The following is a 21,689-nucleotide window of genomic DNA, read 5'->3' on the forward strand; positions in this document are numbered from 1 at the left end:
CCGCCACCTGGGCCAGCTTGGCCAGTTGGTGCAGTTTGGGCGTAAGCGTTGGAAATAAATAAACTCATGGTTGTCCCCTTAAATTAAAAAACTTAAATTTTTTATGCTTGTTCAGTGGCCGGCATCGGCGGCAGTGCATCAAGCGCTGGCACGTCCAAACCACGTTTTTGGTAGAAGTCTGCCACAAAGGCGTCCAGCTTACCTGCTGCAATTGCATCCCGTAAACCTTGCATCAAAATTTGATAATGCCGCAGGTTGTGGATGGTGTTCAGCCTGGCACCCAGAATTTCGTTGCAACGGTCCAGATGATGTAAATATGACCGAGTGTAATTTTTACAAGTGTAACAATCACATTCTGCGTCCAATGGCGTCACATCGTCTTTGTATTTGGCATTGCGGATTTTCACCACACCAGTTTGCACAAACAAATGACCGTTACGGGCGTTACGGGTTGGCATCACACAATCGAACATATCAATACCACGGCGCACACCTTCAACTAAATCTTCAGGTTTACCCACGCCCATCAGGTAACGGGGTTTATGCGCCGGCATTTGATCAGCGGTGTGATTCAGAATTTTGATCATTTCATGTTTAGGTTCACCCACCGACAAACCGCCAATGGCATAACCATCAAAACCTATGTCTTCCAGGCCCTGCAATGACACATCCCGCAGGTTTGGATACATGCCGCCCTGAATAATGCCAAAAAGTGCAGAAGGGTTGTCGCCATGCGCATCTTTGCTGCGTTTTGCCCAGCGCAGACTCATTTCCATCGACTTTTTCGCTTGTTTTTCCGTGGCAGGGTATGGCGTACACTCGTCAAAAATCATCACTATGTCAGAGCCAAGCGCGGCCTGAACTTCCATGGATTTTTCCGGTGTTAAAAAGATTTTTTCACCGTTGAGCGGTGAACGGAAAGTCACACCTTCTTCTTTAATTTTACGCAGTTCACCCAGGCTAAATACCTGAAAACCACCAGAGTCAGTCAGAATAGGTTTTTGCCACTGCATAAAATCATGCAGGTCGCCGTGTTTTTTAATAATTTCGGTGCCAGGGCGTAACATCAGGTGGAAGGTATTGCCAAGGCAAATCTGCGCGCCTGTCGCTTCCAGCTCTTCCGGTGTCATGCCTTTGACTGTGCCATATGTACCCACCGGCATAAAAGCCGGGGTTTCTACCACACCACGGTCAAAGACCATACGGCCACGACGGGCTTTGCCGTCGGTCGTTAATAATTCAAATTTCACTAAAACCTCTTTGGCCGGAAAAACAGTCCAGCGCTTGTCAAAAATCCGCCCGATTGTAGCAGAAAGAAATGGCGAACCCTACCCTTGCAAGCGTCGATCTCTAAGGCTTTGCAGGCTAAGGTTTCGCCTGAAAATTACAGAATGAGCATGGCATCGCCATAAGAATAAAAACGATATTGCTCTTTGATCGCAGTTTGATAGGCGTTCATTACAAAATCGCGGGAGCTAAATGCAGATACCAGCATAATCAGCGTAGATTCCGGCAAATGAAAGTTGGTGATCAAGCCATCCACTACAGCAAACTGATAACCGGGGTAAATAAAAATCCGGGTGTCCCCACTGTATGCTTCCAGTTCTTTGCCGTTGTTTTTGGCAATTTGTGCCGCAGACTCCAGCGAACGCACTGAAGTGGTGCCAACAGCAATCACTTTATTGCCACGCGCTTTACAGGCTTTTACCGCTGCAACAACGTCATCCGGCACTTCGATATATTCAGCATGCATCTGATGTTCAAGTACGTTATCGACCCGCACCGGCTGAAAAGTACCGGCGCCTACGTGCAAAGTGACAAAAGCAAACTCTACCCCTTTGGCTTTCAGTGCAGCCAAAAGCGGCTCATCAAAATGCAGGCCTGCTGTAGGCGCTGCTACTGCTCCGGGTTTTTCGTTATACACCGTCTGATAACGCTCACGGTCAGCGGCGCTGTCCGGTCTGTCGATATAAGGTGGCAATGGCATATGACCCAGCCGTTCCAGCATGGCAAGCACAGGCTCTTCGCCTGTGACTCTGAGCTCAAACAATTCACCCTGACGTTGCACCATCTCTACTTCGGCGTCATTTTCCAGAATGAGTAAAGCTCCGGCTTTAGGTGCTTTGCTGGCACGCACATGGGCCAAAAAACGTTGTTCATCCAGAATACGCTCCACCAGCACTTCAATTTTGCCGCCAGAGGCTTTTTGACCAAACAGCCGCGCCGGGATCACCCGGGTGTTGTTAAATACCAGCAAATCGCCAGGATTTACCGCAGCAAGCATATCGCTGAATTTATGGTGGGACAGTTCACCACTGTGCCGGTTTAACCGCAGCAGCCGGCTGGCAGAACGTTCGGGTTGTGGGAAACGGGCAATCAACTGCTCTGGCAGCTCAAAACTAAAATCGGTTCTTAACATGGGCTTAGTCCGCTTTACTGACAAACTATAAAAAAGGGGCGCCATTGTACTGAGCTTTGCCGCTGAACTCAAACCAGCCATTTGCCCCGATAAATGTGACAAAAAACCGAACAACATCAGCGTTTATCAGTAAATGCTTATTTTTTGTTATTTTTATTTTTCAGCGGTGCAAAGCCAGACTATACTGGCGACAGTTAAAAAAACGGCAGGATGCCGGTGATTGAGGGTAAAAATGGAACTTTGGTTTACTATCTGGTTATTTGGTTGCAGTTTATTAATTTTAAGCTGGTATTGCCATCAGCTGGCGCAGGAGAAAGGTTATCTGCCCTGGTTGTTTGCGTTGTTGGGTCTGGTGCCACTGCTGAACTTTTTCTCTTTAATACTGCTGTATTTGTTACCGGATAAAAATGCCCATCTGCACCAGGTGTATTTTAGTAAACACCGGCAACGCCCCTGACATCGTTTATACCATTAGATTAACAATGTGCTGAGCTTAATGCTCAGCACATTTTTGTTGTAACACTTCAGCAATTAAGGTTGCCATCATACGATAACTACGTGCTTTGGTAGATGTCGGCCGCCAGGCCACACCAATATCACGATAAGCCCCTGCTGCAGAAGGCGCCTGACTGATGAGTTCAGTGCCATCAAGCAAACCACTGTTAATGGCCATTTGTGGCATAAAAGTGACACCCAGTTTGTTATTCACCATCTGCGTCAGGGTATGCAGGCTGGTGGCAAAAAATGGGTTCACTTTGCGCGAATCCTCCAGCTCACAGGCTTTTACCGCATGGTTGGTCAGGCAATGTTCGCGCTCCAGTAAAAAAATACTTTCATCCGGCCACTGACTGATATCGTTTTGAAAGCCGCGATCCAACCAGTCTTTATGCAAAACCAGCTTAAAACTATCCTGCCCCAGCACTTCAGTATGCAAAGCGCCTGTTTCATAAGGCAAAGCCAGCAATACCATATCCAGCCGGCCTTCAGCCAGCGCATGTAAAGAATTATCTGAGGTGTCTTCCCGCAACAGCAGCTGTAAATCCGGGTAACGCTCGCGGCACAAAGCCATCACTTCACTTAATACAAAAGGGGCAATAGTTGGAATACAACCCAGCCGGAACGGCCCTGTCATAGGTTTACCCTGATGACGGGCAAAATCGGTAAGTTCTTCACATTGTTCAATAATGTAACGGGCCTGACGCACTACATCTTCACCCAAAGGGGTGAAAATAAAGGTTTTATGGTCGCGCTCCAGCAACTGCGCATTCATGGTTTCTTCCAGATTGGCAATGGCGGCACTTAAGGTAGATTGCCCTATATAACAGGCGTCAGCGGCGCGGCCAAAATGCTGATGTTCGTGCAAAGCGAGCAGGTATTGCAGTTGTTTAATACTGGGCAATCGTTTCATCATTAAATCCGTTAAAAAGAAAGATTCTTACCTGTAATTACGATGAAATGATGCTAGTGGATAAGCGCGATGGCAGCAAGTGAAAGTTCAGCTTTTGCTAAAGCAATGATGATCTGAGTGCCATGCCACCAAAAATAAAAACCCGCCTAAGCGGGTTTTTATAGTCAGGAAAACCACTTTGCCAAAAAGGCAGCGGCAATTTTGGCAAGGACTTAAATTACAGCATGCCCATAATGGTTTTGATGATGTAGAAAAACACAATCGACAGGAAAGCGCCAATTGGTAAAGTCACTACCCAGGAAATAAAGATGTTACGGATCACACCTAAATTCAGTGCGGCAATACCACGAGCCAAACCCACACCTAACACGGCACCAACCAGCGTTTGAGTGGTAGAAATTGGTAAACCTAAACCTGAAGAAATAACCACAGTGCTGGCCGCGGCAATTTCAGCAGCAAAACCACGGCTTGGTGTCAGGTGGGTAATATTTTCACCGATGGTTTGAATAACCTTGGCACCTAAAGTCGCCAGACCAATCACAATACCTATTGCACCCAAAGGTAAAATCCACCAGTCCAGCGCCACTTTATCCAGGATCTGACCACCAGACTGGATAATACCAACCACTGCAGCCAGAGGACCAATAGCGTTAGCCACATCGTTAGAGCCGTGGGCAAAAGCCATACAACAAGCAGTGAAAATCATCAGAATACCGAAGATTTTTTCCACGTTGTTAAAATGCATCTCTTTGTCGGCATCCGGATCAATTTTCAGCCGGCTAATGGCAATTTTACCAATCACTGCAACAGTAACGGCAATAGCAACACACAACCACAAACCTTCAGATGAAGTTAAAGTAAGACCAACGTGTTTCAGACCTTTTGAAACTGTCACATAAGCCATAATAAAAGCGGCAAAAAACATGTAAAAAGGCACATACTTTTTGGCAGCGGCTAACGGGTTTTCAGTATCAAATATCAGCCTCTGTGCACTCATAAAGATTAAAAACGCCAGAATACCGGATAACATGGGGGTGACCACCCAGCTACCGACAATACCGCCGACTTCATCCCAGTGCACATACTCCATACCAACACCCACAGCAGCAAAACCAATAATGGCGCCAACAATGGAGTGAGTGGTCGACACAGGCCAACCAAAATACGAAGCCACTAACAGCCAGGTACCAGCCGCCAACAATGAGGCTATCATGCCGTACACCAGCAGTTCGGGCACAGGTGCAAAAGCAGCTGCGTCTACAATGCCACTGCGGATAGTGGACGTAACTTCACCGCCTGCTAACCAGGCACCTGCCGCTTCAAACACAGCAGCAACAATTAACGCTTGTTTTAAAGTTAAAGCTTTAGAGCCAACTGAAGTACCCATTGCATTGGCAACATCGTTTGCACCAACACCATAAGCCATAAAAAAGCCGAATAAAGCGGCTGCAATCAGCAAATAAAAGCCGTATTGAGACAATAATTCCATGATTTAACTACCCTGAGAATTAACGAGCTAACATGATTTCAAGACGTGAACCAACACGCAGTGCAGTGTCGGCTAAGTCGCCAACCCATTCCAGAGTGCGGTACAGGAACATCACATCAACCGGGTTTAACTCAGTTTCTGCTTTGCGGACGAATTTACGCAGACTGATCTGCATCTGGTCAGTGTCGTGTTCAATCTCGTCGATTTTTTCGACCATTTTGATCACCAAATCCACTTCACGGCCACGGAAACCGGTTTCCAGCAGTTCGTCTAATTCGTTGATGGCTTCACAAGCCAGCGCCACTGCGTCGATACAACGTTGCAGATAAGCGTGAAATTCGGCCTGAATAGGCGCAGGAATTTCTAACTCACGGCCTAATACCCGACCTGTGATGTCTTTGGCTTTGTTGGCAATTTTATCTTGTTGTGACACCAGCTCCAGAATATCGGTGCGATCCACAGGTAAAAACAAACCACGTGGCAAATGAATACGAATATCCCGTTTTAATTTGTCGGCGTCTTTTTCCAGCGCCACTATCGTCTTCCTGACTTCCGCTGCTTTATCCCAGTCTTTGTTATATACAGCAGCAAAAAAGGGTAATAATTGCTCGCTTGCTAATAATACTTTGCGAATATGCTCTTCGATCGGTTTGATCGGTGATTTAGCAAAAACAGCTAAAAATGCACTTGGCATAAGTTTGCCTCTTGGTTTTTGAATGGACGAAAGTCGGCGCGCATTGTACTGCATCAGGTCGTGAATAAAAACGAATTCTGCTGCAAAAATACAAAAGCCAGCCTGAATATTAGTCAGGACTGGCTGATTTGCCGTGTATTTTTCTGATTAAGCGACAAAGCTTCTCAACCCCTGCCACTTAACTACGGGCGTTTTGCTCCAGACTGTCTTCGTCGCTGTGACGTACATCTTTGCCTTTGACAAAAGAAATCACATATTCAGCCACGTTTTTGCAGCGATCACCAATACGTTCCAGCGAACGGGCCGACCATAAAACGTTCATAATTTTGGGAATAGAACGTGGGTCTTCCATCATATAAGTCATCAGCTGACGGGTAATGGCTTCATATTCACGGTCTACTTTTTTATCTTCTTTATAAACAGCCAGTGCCGCTTCCACGTCCATCCGGGCAAAAGCATCCAGCACGTCGTGTAACATCTGCGCGACATGGCGGCCCATATTTTCCAGATTCACCAGCAAATCCTGCTGGGCACTGCTAAATGATTCCAGCGCCACTTTGGCAATACGCTCGGCTTCATCACCAATACGTTCTAAGTCAGAAATGGCTTTGATAATGGCCATAATCAAGCGTAAATCGCTGGCTGCCGGCTGGCGTTTGGCAATAATACGGGTGCATTCACCGTCAATACGGATTTCCCACTCATTCACTTTTAAGTCGGTGGCAATCACCTGCTGCGCCAGCTCTGCATTGTTTTGTGCTATAGCGGTCAGAGCGTCTGACAGCTGTTGTTCAATCAAGCCACCCATCGCCATCACATGGTTACGAATTTGTTCAATTTCTTCATTAAACTGGCTGGAGATGTGTTTTGTCAGATTTAACTTATCCATCATCAATTCCTCTTTATCAAAACCCTGAACGCTTAACCAAAACGACCTGTGATGTAATCTTCAGTCTGCTGTTGCGATGGATTGGTAAACATCTTGTTGGTGGCATCAAATTCAATTAAATCACCCATATACATAAAGGCAGTATAGTCCGACACCCGGGCCGCCTGCTGCATATTGTGGGTAACAATGACGATGGTGTATTTGTCTTTCAGCTCGTAAATCAGCTCTTCAATTTTTAAGGTTGAAATAGGGTCAAGTGCTGAAGCAGGTTCATCCAGCAATAACACTTCAGGTTCAATGGCAATAGCACGGGCAATCACCAGACGTTGTTGCTGACCACCGGACAAACCAAAAGCGTTGTCATGCAGACGGTCTTTTACTTCGTTCCAAAGGGCGGCGCCTTTCAGTGAAGTTTCTACCACTTCATCCAGCACACGGCGATCTTTGACACCTTGCAGGCGCAGGCCATAAGCGACGTTTTCATAAATGGTTTTTGGGAATGGGTTAGGTTTTTGAAACACCATACCCACCTGACGGCGCAGCTCTGCGACATCGACATTTTTGTCATAAATGTTCTGGCCATCCATCAGGATTTTGCCTTCAATACGGCAAATATCCACCAGGTCGTTCATGCGGTTAAAACAACGTAACAAAGTGGATTTACCACAACCTGAAGGGCCGATAAAAGCGGTGACGCGTTTTTCCGGGATTTGCAGGTTAATGTTTTTCAGTGCCAGCGAATCGCCGTAATACAAGCGTAAATCGTTGACTTCTAATTTGATTTTTTCATCTGCCAAATTCAGTTCGGCATCATTCATTTGCATCTGCTGTTGACTCATAACCCGCTACTCTTATGCTGCAAAAATTCTGTGTTTGGGCGGTTTCACCGCCAGCTGCGGCAGCGTGAAACGCTGCCAACTCTGTTGTTAAATGTTTTCTAGTCCGACTCGCTGCGGTATTTCTCCCGCAATTTATTGCGAAGGTGAATAGCCGCCATATTCAGCACCACAATCAGCAGCACCAGCACCAAAGCAGTTGCATACAGCAAGGGTCTTGAGGCTTCAACGTTCGGGCTCTGGAAACCTACATCATAAACATGGAAGCCTAAGTGCATGATTTTTTGATCTAAATGCACAAATGGGAAGTTACCGTCTACCGGTAAAGTCGGCGCAAGTTTGACAACACCCACCAGCATTAAAGGGGCAACTTCACCGGCAGCACGGGCGATAGATAAAATAAGTCCCGTCATCATGGCCGGTGTTGCCAGCGGCACTACCACTTTCCATAAAGTTTCAGACTTAGTGGCGCCAAGTGCCAGACTGCCCATGCGGATAGTGCTTGGAATACGCGACAAACCTTCTTCGGTCGACACTATCACCACTGGCAAGGTTAATAACGCCAGTGTTAATGAAGCCCAGAATAAACCAGGGGTACCAAAGGTTGGTGAAGGTAAAGACTCGGCATAAAACAGCTGGTCGATATTGCCGCCCAGAATGTAGACAAAAAAGCCCAGACCAAAAACGCCATACACTATCGAAGGTACACCAGCTAAGTTGTACACCGAAATCCGGATAATACGCAGCAGCGGGCCGTCTTTGGCATATTCACGCAGGTAAATGGCCGCCAGCACACCAAAAGGCGTGACAATAATCGACATCAGGATCACCATAGTGATGGTGCCGAAAATAGCCGGGAAAATACCGCCTTCAGTGTTGGCTTCGCGTGGATCTTCGGTTAAGAAGCTCCAGACAGCACCAACATAATGCACAGACTTATCCAGCAACGACATGGCGTTCGGCTGATGGGCATGCACTATATTGCCCAGACTGATTTTCAGTTCTTTGCCTTCAGCTGAAGTGGCCACCAGGGTGTCGCGTTTAGCTTCGGCATAAAGTTGCTCCAGCTGCTTTTGCAGCTCGGCATATTCAGCATCCAGCGCAGCACGGTCCGCCGCAGATTGTGCGCGGTAAGCTTCGATAGCGGCTTTATCAGCACCGTCAATTTCCAGCCTGCGCTCGTTTAACCGCAGTTGCTCCAGGCCTTTGTTGATACGGCCAATATCACCTTTTTCAATATCGCTGATTTGCTCAAAAATAGCGTTGGCACGGGCGATACGCTTAACCAGCTCTGGCCAAACTGCCGCACCTTCAGCGACCACTTTGTCAGCTTCCAGCAGCTGCTGCGGGAAACCATAAAAGTTACCCCACTCGCGCCTTTCAATCACAGTGGCATTGTTGTCCACTGTCCAGCCGCTTAAATCATCGGCCAGATACCAGGCAAAATCACGGCCATAAATATCGCGGTTGCCCACTTTCAGTAAATGCCGTTGTAAATATTCGGCTTTGCTGTCCAGAGTTAAACCCGACTCGCGCAGCACCACTGCACTGACTTCTTCAGTGCGTACCAGCTCTGCCAATAAAGTCTGTGGTTCACCCTCAGCCTTTTTCAGCTGTACTGTCTGTAAATCGGCTGGCCAAAAATGACTGCCACCCTGCACCGCTATCAGACTCAGCACGCCAATCACCATCACCAGACATAAGGCGATGGCACCGGCGTTTAACCAAATCCACGGGGTTCCTGTTTTAAACCATGCTCTCATTGTAAAAATCCCCGTTACAGATTACTGAAGCGTTGACGCAGACGTTGGCGTATCACTTCGGCCAGCGTATTAAACATAAAAGTGAACACAAACAGCACCAGAGCCGCCAGGAACAACACCCTGAAATGTGTGCTGCCGACTGCGGTTTCTGGCAATTCAACCGCGATATTGGCCGACAAGGTGCGCATGCCTTCAAACAGGTTAAAGTTCACCACAGGGCTGTTGCCTGTAGCCATTAGCACTATCATGGTTTCACCCACTGCGCGGCCAAAACCCACCATTACAGCAGCAAAAATACCCGGGCTTGCCGTTGGCAATACCACACCAAGCATGGTTTGCCATGGGGTAGCACCCAGCGCCAGACTGCCCTGGGTTAAATGACGTGGCACGTTAAATACCGCATCTTCGGCAATAGAAAAGATATTCGGAATCACGGCAAAACCCATGGCGATACCGACCACCAGTGCGTTCCGTTGATCATAAGTAATGCCGTTGTCGGTAAACCACTGGCGCAGGCTGCCATTAAAAAACATCGCGTCCACTGCCGGGCTTAAACTCACACATAACCAGATAAAGAGCACAATCACCGGAATTAAAATGGCCACTTCCCAGCCAAGGCCTAATTTGTTGCGCACAGCCGCAGGCATAAAACGCCATAAATAAGCGGCAACAATCATTAAAGGCGGCAATAACAACAGAATGGCAAAAATGGCGCTTAAGTAATTTTCAATAAAAGGTGCCAGCCATAAACCAGCCAGGAAACCAAGAATTACTGTAGGTAAAGCCGCCATAATTTCGATGGTGGGTTTGACCTTACCGCGCAGTGCTGGCGTCATAAAATAAGCGGTATATAACGCACTCATCACCGCCAGCGGCGTGGCAAATAACATGGCAAAAAGCGCTGCTTTTAACGTGCCCAAAGCCAGCGGCACTAAACTCATTTTTGCTTCAAATTCATCAGAGCCTGATGAAGCCTGCCAGATATAATCTTTTTCACCACGGCCTTCGTACCAGACTTCATTCCACATCGCTTTCCAGCTGACGTCCGGATGGGCATTATCGAGCGCAAAATGCACAATGCTGCCGTTTTTATCAAAAGCCAGAAAACTCTGGTTAATAGGTGAAATGGCAATACGCGCAGGTTGCAGCTCATCACCCAAAGGCTCCAGCATTAAAGTACGGGCAGAAGTACCGTAGTGAATGCCAACAAAACCTTTAGCATCAATGGCCATAAAACCTTTACGTGAATATTCAGGTTCAATCTGCACAATGGCCGCCGGATGCTGCTCAAAATCACGGATATGTTTTAAGTGAAAGTTATTGTGTTCGTCCCGCACTAAAAACCACTGGCTTAAAGCGCCGTCACTGCTGCCGGCAATCAGCGACACTGAGCCAACGAGGAACTCTAAAGCTGTGACTGTCTGGCCTGATTTGGCCGCGCTGATGGCTTCGACATAACGTGCAGACGCTGGGTCGCGAATATCGTAATAATGAATATTGCCTTGGGTGTCAGCCACAAACAGATTTTGTAATGTGGTATCGACCAGCATTTTTAACACTGTTTTTGGCGCATCCGGCAGCTGATATTCACTACGTTCCAGCGTGGTTTCACCGGTTAAAAACTCGGTTTTGGCTTCAAACAGGTTGTAAGACAAACGGCCATCGGCAGTAAAAGCGGTAATAGCAGTGCCCGATGGGCCTTCCTGCACCGCCAGCGATAAAATGGCCTGCTGTTTGGCGTCCAGCTGCAGCGGCGCTTCACCCAGTGGATAAGTCACCACCGGCACTATTTGCCTTTTATCATTAGGGTAACTTAAGTTGTATTCGTGTTTTGCCACCAGCACCTGACCATTGGACAAACCAAAAGCAATAATGCCTGAGCGGGGTTCACCACGGGAGAAGCTGCTGATGCTGGCGCCTTCTGGCAAGGCCAGTTGCAGTTTTTGATTTACCACCCCGGTTTGTGCATTAAAAAACTGCAGTTCGCCGTTTTTGTTTGCAACCAGACCCACTTCACCATAACGCTCAAGATTGGCAAAAAGCGGTTCTTTTTCAGGGCTTTGATAAGACTGTTGCTGTTCGGTGGACGCCGATGAAAAAATCGGTCCCACTTCAGAAAACAGGTAAACAAAAATAGTGGCAAAGGCCAGTACCACACTGATACCGGCAAAAGCGATGCCATAACGGGACATTTTATCTTTCAGACTACGCCAACGGCGTAACCGGGCGCGGCGTTCACCACTGGGCAGCAAAGAACGAATATCGGACTGCGCCGCTGTAGTTGAACTGGCTTGGTTAGGTTGCATTGTTGCACATCCACTTCTGACTTTAGGATGCTGCAAACTATAGAGTAGAAATATGTCAGAAATATTACATAGTGCACTTTTGTCATACTACTGACACAAAAATGTCAGAAACCCTGATAAAAGTTGGGGATATTTTTGCGAAAGCCAAAGTTTGAAAAAACACTTTAACCCTATTAAAGCAAAGACATAGAGCAAGATTAAGGTTGATAACAGCGCCACGTCACTCAGTGATGTAGGCTCCCCCCACAACCAACAAAGGCACCTGAAGGCGCCTTTGTTGTTTTTCATCTGCAGTTTATTGTGACAAAGGCGGTAGCGCCCGGCACAAGGTGCTGTTTATTTAATGCCGAGGTCGGCCAGCACTTTAGCTGCAACTTTGTTTGGCACTGGTACATAACCGTCACGTACCACAATTTCCTGACCACGTTTTGACAACACCATCTTGACAAACTCACGCTCCATTGGCGCTAACTCTTTGTTTGGATGTTTGTTTACATAAACGTAGAGGAAACGCGACAGCGGGTATTTACCGTCTAAAGCATGATCTGCAGTCGCTTCAACAAAAGGCTCGCCGGCTTTTTTCGCCAGAGGTAAAGCACGTACACCAGAGGTGATATAACCAATGCCTGAATAACCAATACCGTTAATCGACTCACTGACACCCTGCACTACCGAAGCAGAACCTGGCTGTTCGTTGATGCTGGCTTTAAAGTCACCGTTACATAAAGCGTGCTCTTTAAAATAACCGTAAGTACCAGACACTGCGTTACGGCTGTACACAGTAAAATCACGGTTGGCCCATGCACCTGTTAAACCCAGCTGACCCCAACGTGTCACGTCTTCTTTATAAGCACAACGACGGGTTGCAGAGAAAATGGCGTCCACCTCAGCAATGGTTAAACCTTTGATTGGGTTATCTTTATTGACATAAACAGCCAATAAGTCGATAGCAACAGGCACCGCTGTTGGTTTGTAACCATATTTAGCTTCAAAAGCCTGAATTTCAGAAGGTTTCATCGAACGGCTCATAGGGCCGAAGTTGGCCGTGCCTTCAGTTAAAGCAGTTGGTGCTGTAGAAGAGCCTGCACCCTGAATTTGAATATTGACGTTTGGATACACCTTGCGGTAATCCTCTGCCCATAAAGTCATCAGGTTATTTAAAGTGTCAGAACCAATGCTGGAAATATTACCCGACACACCGCTGGCTTTCTGATATTCAGGCAGCAACGGGTCAACCTTGCTATTGGCGGCAACACTAAAAGATAAAGTAGCTGCAACCAAAGTTGCGGTAGTTAACATATTCAAAGCTTTCACTATGTTGTCCTCTGTTGGCGAAATCAGGCATTGGCCTTAGGTTCGAATCGATATCATCTTAAGAACTGAATGTGACAATCATAAGAATCTAATATGACACTATTATGACTAATTGCCGATTTTCTGCTTTTTGTTCCCTTTGGTTATATTGTGTTTTTATGCCGAGGGTCTATAGTTTCCGCTGGCTGAAAATCAGCGGCTGTTTGCGACTAATGCCGCTCCAGGCGCTGGACATACCAGCGCTAAGCAGTTAAAACTACAACAACAAGTTTGTGAATGATGTACGACTTAAAACAAGGAATTGCGCTATGAAGCAGTTGGTTCTGACACTGATTGGTAAAGATAAAGCAGGTTTGGTTGAACAGTTAGCCACTATTATTAACGGCCACCACGGCAACTGGACCGCCAGCAACCTCAGCCATCTGGGCGGTTATTTTGCCGGTATTCTGCAGGTTGAAGTGGCAGAGGAGCATGCCGCTGCCTTAACTCAGGCCCTGGAAACCATGCAGGAACTGGATGTCAAAATCCATCAGGGCATAGAATCTAAAGTGAATGAACACAAGCTGCTGAAATTTGTCATCACCGGCAACGATAGGCCAGGCATAGTAAGGGAACTATCATCGGTGATTAAACACAAAGGCACCAACATTATTCATTTTGAAAGTTCAAAACAAAGTGCACCGAACTGGGGTGTGCCACTGTTTAACGCCATTGCCACTGTTGAACTGCCGGAAGGTCTGAATAAAGACGAAGTGGTGCGGGCTTTAGAAGCCATCGCTTCAGATGTGGTGGTTGACGTCGAAAATCTGCATTAATACAACAATATAAAGGACAAGGTAGCCCGGCGCGGCTATCTTGTTCATAAAACTTTCATCAAACTGCCATAGAGTGCCGCTACCCCTGCGGATGATGGTCACCTTATGAATGCACAACAACAGACAGTAACTGAATTGCATTATTTCCCCAAAGAACTGAGCTGGTTAGCCTTTAATGAACGTGTGCTGCAGGAAGCAGCTGACGAACGCAATCCGCTGATTGAACGGCTGAGGTTTTTGGGTATTTATTCCAATAACATGGACGAGTTCTACCGGGTACGGGTGGCAGACGTTAAAAGACGGATCTTATTAAAAAAATACCAGGCTGATGAAGAAGATGCCGAACAACTGATGCTGGATATTCAGCGCCATGTGTTGCGCCTTGGCGACAAATTTAATGGTATTTATCAAACTTTGTTGCTGGAACTGCGCAAACACAATATTGAGTTTATCGACCAGCATAAACTGAACGAATCCCAGTCGGCCTGGGTACGCACTTATTTCCGTGAGCGGGTGCTTCGGCATATTTCGCCTATTTTGTTGTCGAATGAAGATTTAAAGCTGTCCAAAAGGTTAGAAGACAACGCCACTTATCTGATGGTGGAAATGACAGGCGCCAATAAAGCTGAATACGCCATAGTGCAGGTGCCCACTGAAGAAGTGTCACGTTTTATTGAACTGCCGATTTATTTAAATAAAACCAAAAAGCGCGGCCGTTACCGCCATCAGTTTATGATGCTGGATGATTTAATCATTCATTGCCTGCACGACTTATTTCGTGGTTTTTTTGAATTTTGTGATATTCAGGCTTTTTCACTCAAACTAACCAAAGACGCCGAATACAATTTAAGTGACACCCTGGATCAAAGCCTGTTAGATAAAATGTCCAGAGGCATTCGTCAGCGGCTGGAATCTGAACCGGTACGGCTGGTGTATGACGCCACTATGCCGGAACATATGCTGAAAATTCTGAAAAAGCAGCTGGGCGCCAGCTCTTTTGACTCCCTTATTCCGGGTTCACGTTACCGCAATTTTAAAGACTTTATCAGCTTCCCGAATATTGGCCACGCCAGCCTGGAATATCCACCGCTGCCGCCTTTGCCAAGCCCGGATTTTGAACAACACACCACCACTTTTGATGCCATTCGCAGCAACGATGTGCTGCTGCATTACCCTTATCACAATTTTACTTATTTTACTGAATGGGTAAGGCAGGCATCTTTTGACCCTAAAGTGACCGCCATCAAAATGACCATGTACCGGGTGGCCAAAAACTCCCGCGTGATTCATTCGTTGCTGGATGCGGTGCGCAACGGCAAAAAAGTGACAGTGGTGGTGGAACTGAAAGCCCGTTTTGATGAAGAAAACAATATTCATTGGGCAAGAAGAATGACTCAGGCCGGCATTCAGGTGGTGTTTGGCCTGACCACCTTAAAAATTCACTCCAAACTTTGTTTAATCAACCGGCAGGAAAAAGGCAAAATTGTTAAATACGCCCATATTGGCACCGGCAACTTTAATGAAAAAACCGCCCGTATTTATACCGATATGAGTTTGTTTACCTGTCACCCGGAAATTTGTGATGAAGTGGATCAGGTCTTTGAGTTTATTGAATACAGCTATAAACCCTTCCAATTTAACCACTTAATCGTCTCCCCTACCTGGAGCCGTACTAAGTTAACGGCGCTGATTCAACGGGAAATCAACTTTGCCGTCAGTGGTCGCAAAGCGGAAATTCTGCTGAAAATTAATAATCTGGTCGATAACGAGATAGTAGATTTACTCTACAAAGCCAGTCAGGCCGGGGTGAAAATCCGCATGATCATCCGGGGTATGTGTTCGTTAGTGCCCGGCATTGCGGGTAAAAGTCACAATATTAAAGTGATCAGTGTGCTCGACAGATACCTTGAACATGCTCGGGTGTATCAGTTCCACAATGGTGGAGACATCGATTTATACCTGTCGTCAGCCGACTGGATGACCCGTAATATTGACCAGCGGGTTGAAGTAGGTGTGCCTATTTACGACTCCCGTATTAAACAGCAAATAATGACAATCCTTGATTTGCAATGGCACGACAACGTGAAAGCCCGTATCATTGACCAGTCACAACAGAATGCCTACGTCAAACGGGGCAATAAAAAGAACATCCGCTCGCAACAGGCCATTTATGATTATCTGGCCAGTCAGCAGTTTGGTCCGACGATTCAGGCAGAACCATGACCCAGTTAACACCCAGTGCAATTGCTGCAGCCGAACTTATTGCTGCAGTTGACTTAGGCTCCAACAGTTTCCATCTGGTGATAGCACGTATCATGGATGGCGCTTTGCAGTTATTGCACCGGGAAAAACAAAAAGTACAGCTGGCAGATGGTCTGGATGAACATTTGCTGCTGAGTGAAGAGGCGATGAACCGTGGCCTGCTGGTGTTGAAACAATTTGCCGACACTTTACAGGGCGTGCCGCCGGCTTCGGTGCGGGTTATAGCTACTTACACTTTGCGCCGCGCCAAAAATGCCAACAACTTTTTACACAAAGCCAAAGCGGTATTCCCCTTTCCAATTGAAGTGATTTCAGGTCAGGAAGAAGCCCGTTTTATTTATCAGGGTGTGGCGCATTTTGAACATTATGCCGGTCAGCGTCTGGTGATGGACATTGGTGGTGGCAGTACCGAATTTGCCATAGGGTTAGACTTTCAGCCACTGCGTCTGGCCAGCCGTAATATGGGTTGCGTCAGTTATGCCAGACAGTTTTTTGCCAAAGGTAAAATCAGCGAAAAACGTTTTGAACGCGCCATTATTCAGGCCGAACAAGAGCTGGAAAACATTGTTAACAATTACAAAAGCACCGGCTGGCAGCAGGTGGTGGGCACTTCAGGCACCATCAAAACCATTAAAGACATTATCAGCGGCCTTGGCTGGCATCCACATTGTATTGAGCTTGTGCATCTGGAAAAAATCAAACAGCTGGCACTGGCGCATGAAAACTGTGATGAACTGGATTTACCAGGCCTGACCGAAGACCGCAAACAACTGCTGTGCCCCGGCCTCGCTATTTTAATTGCCGCTTTTAATATGCTGAATATTGACCAGATGTTGTATGTGGATGCCGCACTTCGCGAAGGGGTGTTGTACGAGATGAGCGACCGGCTGCAGCATCAGGATATCCGCAGCCATACCGTAGCCAGTTTAGTGAAACGTTATGCCATAGACACAGAACAAGCCGAACGGGTGAAAAACACAGTGTTGATGTTGCACGCTCAGGTGCAACAAGACTGGCAGCTTGACGGTGAATGGCCACAATTGCTTGGCTGGGCCGCCACTTTGTATGAAACTGGCCTGCAAATTAATTCGTCCAGTGTGCAGCGCCACAGTGCTTATATTCTGTCAAACACCAGCCTGCCCGGTTTTAATCAGGAACAACAACAGTTGTTGGCTTGCCTGGTGCGGTTTCACAGACGCAAAATTAAAAGTGATAAATTCCCGCCTTTTTATTTATTCCAGAGCCAACAGGTGTATCAGGCGCTGGCGTTATTTCGTCTTGCCATTTTATTTAATCAAAAACGCCGGGATGATGTGGTGCCTGAATTCAAACTCAGTGCCAGAGCAAATCAGCTGGAGCTACAAATTCCGCAGCAATGGTATCTGCAACAAAGTGTGCTGGCGGCGGATTTACTGGCAGAAAAAGAACATTTAGCCACGCTTGGCATTGAACTGCAGTGCCCTGGCCTTAGACAAACCTTGCTGGAAGAATAACAGGGCAACGCTGTTGCCCTGTTCAAACTGCCTTATATTATTCTTTGTTTTCGTCTTTTTTCTGCTCTTCTGATCCCAGATCTGTCACAGTCACTGCACCTGCCTGATTGGCGCGGCGCAGTTGTAACTCTTTAATTTTTAACACCTGATCCGGTGCAAAGCGGCCATAATCTGCGGATTTGTCCATCACCGATTCTGCCAACATACCCACATTTGCCACTTCGCCCCCGCCTGCCGAAGTAAAGGCATCCAACAAGGCGGCCGTGTTGGTCGCTGCACCACCACCAAACCTGCGGGTGGTACCAAAAATATCAGTCACACTCCAATCTTCAATACTGGCAATCAGCTCTGAGTTTCGTTCCAGTGCAGCTTTGTCTTCAGCATTCAGATACTTCAGTAAATGTTCTTTTAAATCCTGTTGAAAATCAGGGAAATAGCTGGCACTACGCTGATAAAAACCGGCAACCCTGAACCCATCTTTCCCAACAGGATAAGTACCACGGTTTGAGTTGATAAATTCATGAGCGTTCATATTCAACATACGCGACACATTGGCTGCGCTATAAGCGCGGGCACGAATACTGGGGCTACCAATATAACCCTGATACAGGCCATAGATGATCTGTGGTTGATCCGGAAATTTTTTCTGCAGAATTTCAAACTGGATATCATTTAAACTCAGCTCAACACCGGCAACTTTCAATAACTTCCGTTGTAATAAACCGCCCTCACCGACAACAAAATCTTGCAGATTTTTAAGTGGATACACTTGAATAATTTCGTCGATCACTGTGATGTTATACAGGTTCAGCCAATAGGCCAGTTGCTCTTTATTGGAAAAATCTGACAGCTGGGCTTCGGACGGCAGTTTCTGCAAACTGTTGCGGATATTGCTGACAATCTGCCGCATTTGGGCATTATTTTTATACTCTTCAAACGAAAATCTGTTGCCAGCCATTGCGGTTAGCGGATTATGATTGTTTTTTAGCAGAGTACCGATAGACGCATTAGTGATTGCGGCCTTTTTCCTGCTGGGTAAGCCAGCGGATAACACCGAAGTTTGCAGCACCGCATCTAAATCATCGTAATTAATAGTCAAAACAGAATCTGCAGTTTCAGTAAAAAACGACGCTGGTAAAGCGGCCGGTTGAGCAAAGGCTGGGGCTGTCAGCATGGAGCACAAAGCCACAGCAATCAGTGTTTTTCTAAGATTAAACATTAAATCTGTCCCTGTATTTGTTGTTTTTTTTTATTACCCAGCCACTGTTCAACGACATTAGGCCTATCTGAGTCTTTATGCACCAGCCATTTTAAGCGGCAGTTTCCCTTTAAAAAATCAAAGGGCAGCGATGCTGCCCTTTGAACTTTACTTCTTGTTATTCTTTGTTTTCGTCTTTTTTCTTCTCGTCTGATTCCAGATCCGTCACAGTCACAGCACCTGCCTGATTGGCACGGCGCAGTTGTAACTCTTTAATTTTTAACGCCTGATCCGGTGCAAAGCGGCCATAAGTAACAGAGCGGCTGGCCAGAGTGTCAGCCATTAAACCAATATTGGCCACTTCATTGTTGTCTGGTCCTCTATCCGGCCCCTGGGCAAAAGCATCCAATAACGCAGCTGAGTTATTGGCAGCACCACCACCAAAATTACGGGTGGTACCGTAAATATCGGTAATGCTCCAGTCTTCAATATTGGCGGTCAGTTCAGCCGTTTGTTCCAACGCTGCTTTGTCGTCTTCGTGCAGATATTCCAGCAAATGGTTTTTTAAATCCTGATGAAAATTCGGGAAATAACTGGCATTACGCTGATAAAAACCAGCCACCCTGAACCCATCTTTCCCAACAGGATAAGTACCACGGTTGGAGTTGATAAATTCATTGGCGTTCATATTTAACATACGCGACACATTGGCTGCGGTATAAGCGCGGGCACGAATGCTGGGGCTACCAATATAACCCTGATACAGGCCATAGATGATCTGTGGTTGATCAGGAAATTTTTTCTGCAGAATTTCAAACTGAATATCATTTAAACTCAGCTCAACACCGGCAACTTTCAATAACTTCCGCTGTAATAAACCGTCTTCGCCCACAACAAAATCTTGCAGATTTTTACGTGGATACACTTGAATAATTTCGTCTATCACTGTGATGTTATACAGGTTCAGCCAATAGGCCAGTTGCTCTTTGTTGGAAAAATCTGACAGCTGGGCTTCGGACGGCAGGTTCTGCAAACTGTTGCGGATATTGCTGACAATCTGCCGCATTTGGGCGTTATTTTTATACTCTTCAAACGAAAATCTGTTACCGGACGCTGCGGTTAACGTATTGCTGTTGTTTTTCATCCGGGTGCCCGTTGCCGCCGAGCTGGCCGTAGCTTTTTTCCGGCTTGGTAAACCACTGGATAACACTGAAGCCTGCAGCACAGCGTCTAAATCATCATAATTAATGCTAAAAGTTGAATCTGCCGTTTCTGCAAAAAAGGACTCTGGCAAAGGGGCTGTCTGCGCCCAGACCGGTGTTGCCAACAAGGCACTGAAGCCAACGGCAATCAGCGTTTTGGTGAACTTGTGCATAAAAAGTCTCCCCGTATTTTCTGGTGTTTGATCATCTTGTATACGGCGACCTCAACACTGCCGTTTATACTTTCCCGCCAGACTCCCCGACAGTGGGCACTTTTGCCCCCGTCAGGTTGTTAACTGTACCAACAACAGAAAATATCAACAGCAGCACAGCATCGCAAGTGCTGTTGTTATTTCCGGGTTTTGTTGTCTGTTTCTGCATTGGTTTTTTGTTGTGTTTCAGGCAAATCTGTCACTGTGACATTTCCACCCTCTTTTAAACGTCGCAAATTCAGCTGTTGCAGCTGTTTAATTTGCGCTGGCGACAGATGGCTGACTGCACGCTGCGAGCCGGCAATTTCAATAGTACTTGCTGCAGAATCTAACAAAGCCGCATCCGAAGTTGCAGCGCCACCACCGGCCTGCCGCAGCGTGCCATATAAATCCGTCACCGAATAATCGGTAATATCGGCTTTGAGTTCAGTCGCCTGCTGCAGTTGTTCTTTTTCTGTTGCCGGTAAAAAAGCCGCAAGATGCGCCGTTAAATCAGCCTGAAAATCCGGAAAATAAGACGCTGAACGCTGATAAAAACCCGACACCCTGAAACTGCCGCCAATACCCGGATAAGTACCTCGGTTCGACTGAATAAACTCAGTCGCCTGTTGTTGCAATAAGGCCTGCACATTGGCACCGGTATAAGCACGGCTGCTGATACTGGGGCTGCCAATATATCCCTGATACAAACCGTACAACAGTTTTGGCTCCAGACCAAACTGGGCCGGCAGCACTTTAAACTGAATGTCATCAAGGCTGAGCTTGATACCGCTAATAGTTAACAATGGCTGCTGTAACAGGCCATCTTCTGCCAGCATCAGTTGTTGCAGGTTACGTTGTGGGTAACGCTGGATCAGTTCATCCAGTACAGTGATATTGTATAAATTCAGCCAGTAGGCCAGTTGTTCATCTTTGGTCAGTTCATTCAGGGCTATTTCGTCCGGAATGGCACTGAGTTCAGCACGGATACGCTTTACCAACTGACGCATTTTTTCGTTATGACGAAATCCTTCATACTGAAACCGTGCAGCACTCATATGAGTCAGAACGTTGCGCTGATTTCTGATCCTGCTATTGACTCCTGGCTCATCAGCGGCAGCAAAATCGCGGTTGGCAGGGCCAGCCGGTAATACTGCTGCACGCAACAATGCATCCAGATCGTCATAGCTGATTTGTATTTTTGATTCTGCAGTTGCACCGATAAAACTGGCTGGTAAAGGGCTTGCGGCAACAGGTGCCTGCATCCATAACAATAAGCCAAGTACCAGAGTGCCGCTGATTTTGTGGTGTTCCATACCTTCTCCTGAAATATCTGTGATCCATGCCTGCCATCCCATAGCCCGGGTGAGGCCCGCCAAAACACCAACATATTGTTATGAAAACGTAAAG

17 protein-coding genes are annotated in these 21,689 nt (G+C 46.7%); 4 read left to right on the forward strand and 13 right to left on the reverse strand.

Annotation, left to right across the window (positions count from 1 at the left end; translation table 11 throughout):
* Positions 1 to 101: 101 nt before the first annotated feature.
* Together tgt and queA are read right to left on the reverse strand one after the other, a co-directional pair.
* Positions 102 to 1,250, reverse strand: coding sequence for a tRNA guanosine(34) transglycosylase Tgt (gene tgt, locus RCH83_RS11375; RefSeq protein WP_306522107.1), 1,149 nt, complete (start codon positions 1,248 to 1,250; stop codon positions 102 to 104).
* A 134-nt stretch (positions 1,251 to 1,384) separates the two neighbouring features.
* The gene (gene queA, locus RCH83_RS11380; protein WP_306522109.1) at positions 1,385 to 2,419 is read right to left on the reverse strand and encodes a tRNA preQ1(34) S-adenosylmethionine ribosyltransferase-isomerase QueA; all 1,035 of its coding nucleotides are present in this window, start codon (positions 2,417 to 2,419) and stop codon (positions 1,385 to 1,387) included.
* A gap of 232 nt (positions 2,420 to 2,651) precedes the next feature.
* Between queA and RCH83_RS11385 the strand changes: the two genes are divergently transcribed.
* Complete coding sequence (locus tag RCH83_RS11385; RefSeq protein ID WP_306522111.1) at positions 2,652 to 2,876, forward strand: hypothetical protein; 225 nt, start codon at positions 2,652 to 2,654, stop codon at positions 2,874 to 2,876.
* Between the two features lie 36 nt (positions 2,877 to 2,912).
* On the opposite strand, the gene RCH83_RS11390 is transcribed toward RCH83_RS11385, so the two are convergent.
* From RCH83_RS11390 to RCH83_RS11425, 8 genes are all read right to left on the reverse strand, one after another.
* Entirely contained in the window at positions 2,913 to 3,827 is a 915-nt protein-coding gene (locus RCH83_RS11390; protein ID WP_306522113.1) for a hydrogen peroxide-inducible genes activator, read from the reverse strand.
* A 217-nt stretch (positions 3,828 to 4,044) separates the two neighbouring features.
* Positions 4,045 to 5,316, reverse strand: a complete 1,272-nt coding sequence (locus RCH83_RS11395; RefSeq protein ID WP_306522115.1) for an inorganic phosphate transporter — start codon at positions 5,314 to 5,316, stop codon at positions 4,045 to 4,047.
* A gap of 19 nt (positions 5,317 to 5,335) precedes the next feature.
* Positions 5,336 to 6,010, reverse strand: a complete 675-nt coding sequence (locus RCH83_RS11400) for a TIGR00153 family protein (protein WP_306522117.1) — start codon at positions 6,008 to 6,010, stop codon at positions 5,336 to 5,338.
* Between the two features lie 178 nt (positions 6,011 to 6,188).
* Entirely contained in the window at positions 6,189 to 6,899 is a 711-nt protein-coding gene (gene phoU, locus RCH83_RS11405; RefSeq protein WP_296296102.1) for a phosphate signaling complex protein PhoU, read from the reverse strand.
* Between the two features lie 32 nt (positions 6,900 to 6,931).
* On the reverse strand, positions 6,932 to 7,738 hold the full coding sequence (gene pstB, locus RCH83_RS11410) for a phosphate ABC transporter ATP-binding protein PstB (protein ID WP_373689767.1): 807 nt from the start codon (positions 7,736 to 7,738) through the stop codon (positions 6,932 to 6,934).
* Positions 7,739 to 7,836: 98 nt separating this feature from the next.
* Complete coding sequence (pstA, locus tag RCH83_RS11415) at positions 7,837 to 9,498, reverse strand: phosphate ABC transporter permease PstA (protein ID WP_306522120.1); 1,662 nt, start codon at positions 9,496 to 9,498, stop codon at positions 7,837 to 7,839.
* A 14-nt stretch (positions 9,499 to 9,512) separates the two neighbouring features.
* Complete coding sequence (locus RCH83_RS11420) at positions 9,513 to 11,804, reverse strand: ABC transporter permease subunit (protein WP_306522122.1); 2,292 nt, start codon at positions 11,802 to 11,804, stop codon at positions 9,513 to 9,515.
* Positions 11,805 to 12,140: 336 nt separating this feature from the next.
* Positions 12,141 to 13,103 carry a PstS family phosphate ABC transporter substrate-binding protein gene (locus RCH83_RS11425; RefSeq protein WP_306522207.1) on the reverse strand — a complete coding sequence of 321 codons (963 nt, stop codon included), beginning with the start codon at positions 13,101 to 13,103 and terminating at the stop codon, positions 12,141 to 12,143.
* Between the two features lie 323 nt (positions 13,104 to 13,426).
* Between RCH83_RS11425 and RCH83_RS11430 the strand changes: the two genes are divergently transcribed.
* The 3 genes from RCH83_RS11430 (at position 13,427) to ppx (ending at position 17,688) form a co-directional block, all read left to right on the forward strand.
* Positions 13,427 to 13,933: a glycine cleavage system protein R gene (locus RCH83_RS11430; RefSeq protein ID WP_306522124.1), complete on the forward strand. Its 507-nt coding sequence runs from the start codon at positions 13,427 to 13,429 to the stop codon at positions 13,931 to 13,933.
* A 105-nt stretch (positions 13,934 to 14,038) separates the two neighbouring features.
* A complete protein-coding gene (gene ppk1 / locus RCH83_RS11435; protein ID WP_306522127.1) occupies positions 14,039 to 16,156 on the forward strand; it encodes a polyphosphate kinase 1 in 2,118 nt (705 codons plus the stop codon).
* Positions 16,153 to 17,688: an exopolyphosphatase gene (gene ppx, locus RCH83_RS11440; RefSeq protein WP_306522129.1), complete on the forward strand. Its 1,536-nt coding sequence runs from the start codon at positions 16,153 to 16,155 to the stop codon at positions 17,686 to 17,688. The genes ppk1 and ppx overlap by 4 nt, the downstream gene beginning before the upstream one ends.
* Positions 17,689 to 17,725: 37 nt before the next feature.
* On the opposite strand, the gene RCH83_RS11445 is transcribed toward ppx, so the two are convergent.
* The 3 genes from RCH83_RS11445 to RCH83_RS11455 form a co-directional block, all read right to left on the reverse strand.
* Positions 17,726 to 18,787, reverse strand: a complete 1,062-nt coding sequence (locus tag RCH83_RS11445; protein ID WP_306522131.1) for a DUF547 domain-containing protein — start codon at positions 18,785 to 18,787, stop codon at positions 17,726 to 17,728.
* A 277-nt stretch (positions 18,788 to 19,064) separates the two neighbouring features.
* Positions 19,065 to 20,261: a DUF547 domain-containing protein gene (locus RCH83_RS11450; protein ID WP_306522133.1), complete on the reverse strand. Its 1,197-nt coding sequence runs from the start codon at positions 20,259 to 20,261 to the stop codon at positions 19,065 to 19,067.
* A gap of 176 nt (positions 20,262 to 20,437) precedes the next feature.
* Positions 20,438 to 21,595, reverse strand: coding sequence for a DUF547 domain-containing protein (locus RCH83_RS11455; protein ID WP_306522135.1), 1,158 nt, complete (start codon positions 21,593 to 21,595; stop codon positions 20,438 to 20,440).
* Positions 21,596 to 21,689: the final 94 nt, after the last annotated feature.

The organism is Rheinheimera sp. (genome assembly GCF_030824435.1).
Taxonomy (GTDB): Bacteria; Pseudomonadota; Gammaproteobacteria; order Enterobacterales; family Alteromonadaceae; genus Pararheinheimera.

Excerpts from the sequence above, each read along its gene's own strand:
- queA (WP_306522109.1), bottom strand. The coding sequence starts at position 2,419 with ATGTTAAGAACCGATTTTAGTTTTGAGCTGCCAGAGCAGTTGATTGCC.
- RCH83_RS11385 (WP_306522111.1), top strand. The coding sequence starts at position 2,652 with ATGGAACTTTGGTTTACTATCTGGTTATTTGGTTGCAGTTTATTAATT.
- RCH83_RS11390 (WP_306522113.1), bottom strand. The coding sequence starts at position 3,827 with ATGAAACGATTGCCCAGTATTAAACAACTGCAATACCTGCTCGCTTTG.
- RCH83_RS11395 (WP_306522115.1), bottom strand. The coding sequence starts at position 5,316 with ATGGAATTATTGTCTCAATACGGCTTTTATTTGCTGATTGCAGCCGCT.
- RCH83_RS11400 (WP_306522117.1), bottom strand. The coding sequence starts at position 6,010 with ATGCCAAGTGCATTTTTAGCTGTTTTTGCTAAATCACCGATCAAACCG.
- phoU (WP_296296102.1), bottom strand. The coding sequence starts at position 6,899 with ATGGATAAGTTAAATCTGACAAAACACATCTCCAGCCAGTTTAATGAA.
- pstB (WP_373689767.1), bottom strand. The coding sequence starts at position 7,738 with ATGAGTCAACAGCAGATGCAAATGAATGATGCCGAACTGAATTTGGCA.
- pstA (WP_306522120.1), bottom strand. The coding sequence starts at position 9,498 with ATGAGAGCATGGTTTAAAACAGGAACCCCGTGGATTTGGTTAAACGCC.
- RCH83_RS11420 (WP_306522122.1), bottom strand. The coding sequence starts at position 11,804 with ATGCAACCTAACCAAGCCAGTTCAACTACAGCGGCGCAGTCCGATATT.
- RCH83_RS11425 (WP_306522207.1), bottom strand. The coding sequence starts at position 13,103 with ATGTTAACTACCGCAACTTTGGTTGCAGCTACTTTATCTTTTAGTGTT.
- RCH83_RS11430 (WP_306522124.1), top strand. The coding sequence starts at position 13,427 with ATGAAGCAGTTGGTTCTGACACTGATTGGTAAAGATAAAGCAGGTTTG.
- ppk1 (WP_306522127.1), top strand. The coding sequence starts at position 14,039 with ATGAATGCACAACAACAGACAGTAACTGAATTGCATTATTTCCCCAAA.
- ppx (WP_306522129.1), top strand. The coding sequence starts at position 16,153 with ATGACCCAGTTAACACCCAGTGCAATTGCTGCAGCCGAACTTATTGCT.
- RCH83_RS11450 (WP_306522133.1), bottom strand. The coding sequence starts at position 20,261 with ATGCACAAGTTCACCAAAACGCTGATTGCCGTTGGCTTCAGTGCCTTG.
- RCH83_RS11455 (WP_306522135.1), bottom strand. The coding sequence starts at position 21,595 with ATGGAACACCACAAAATCAGCGGCACTCTGGTACTTGGCTTATTGTTA.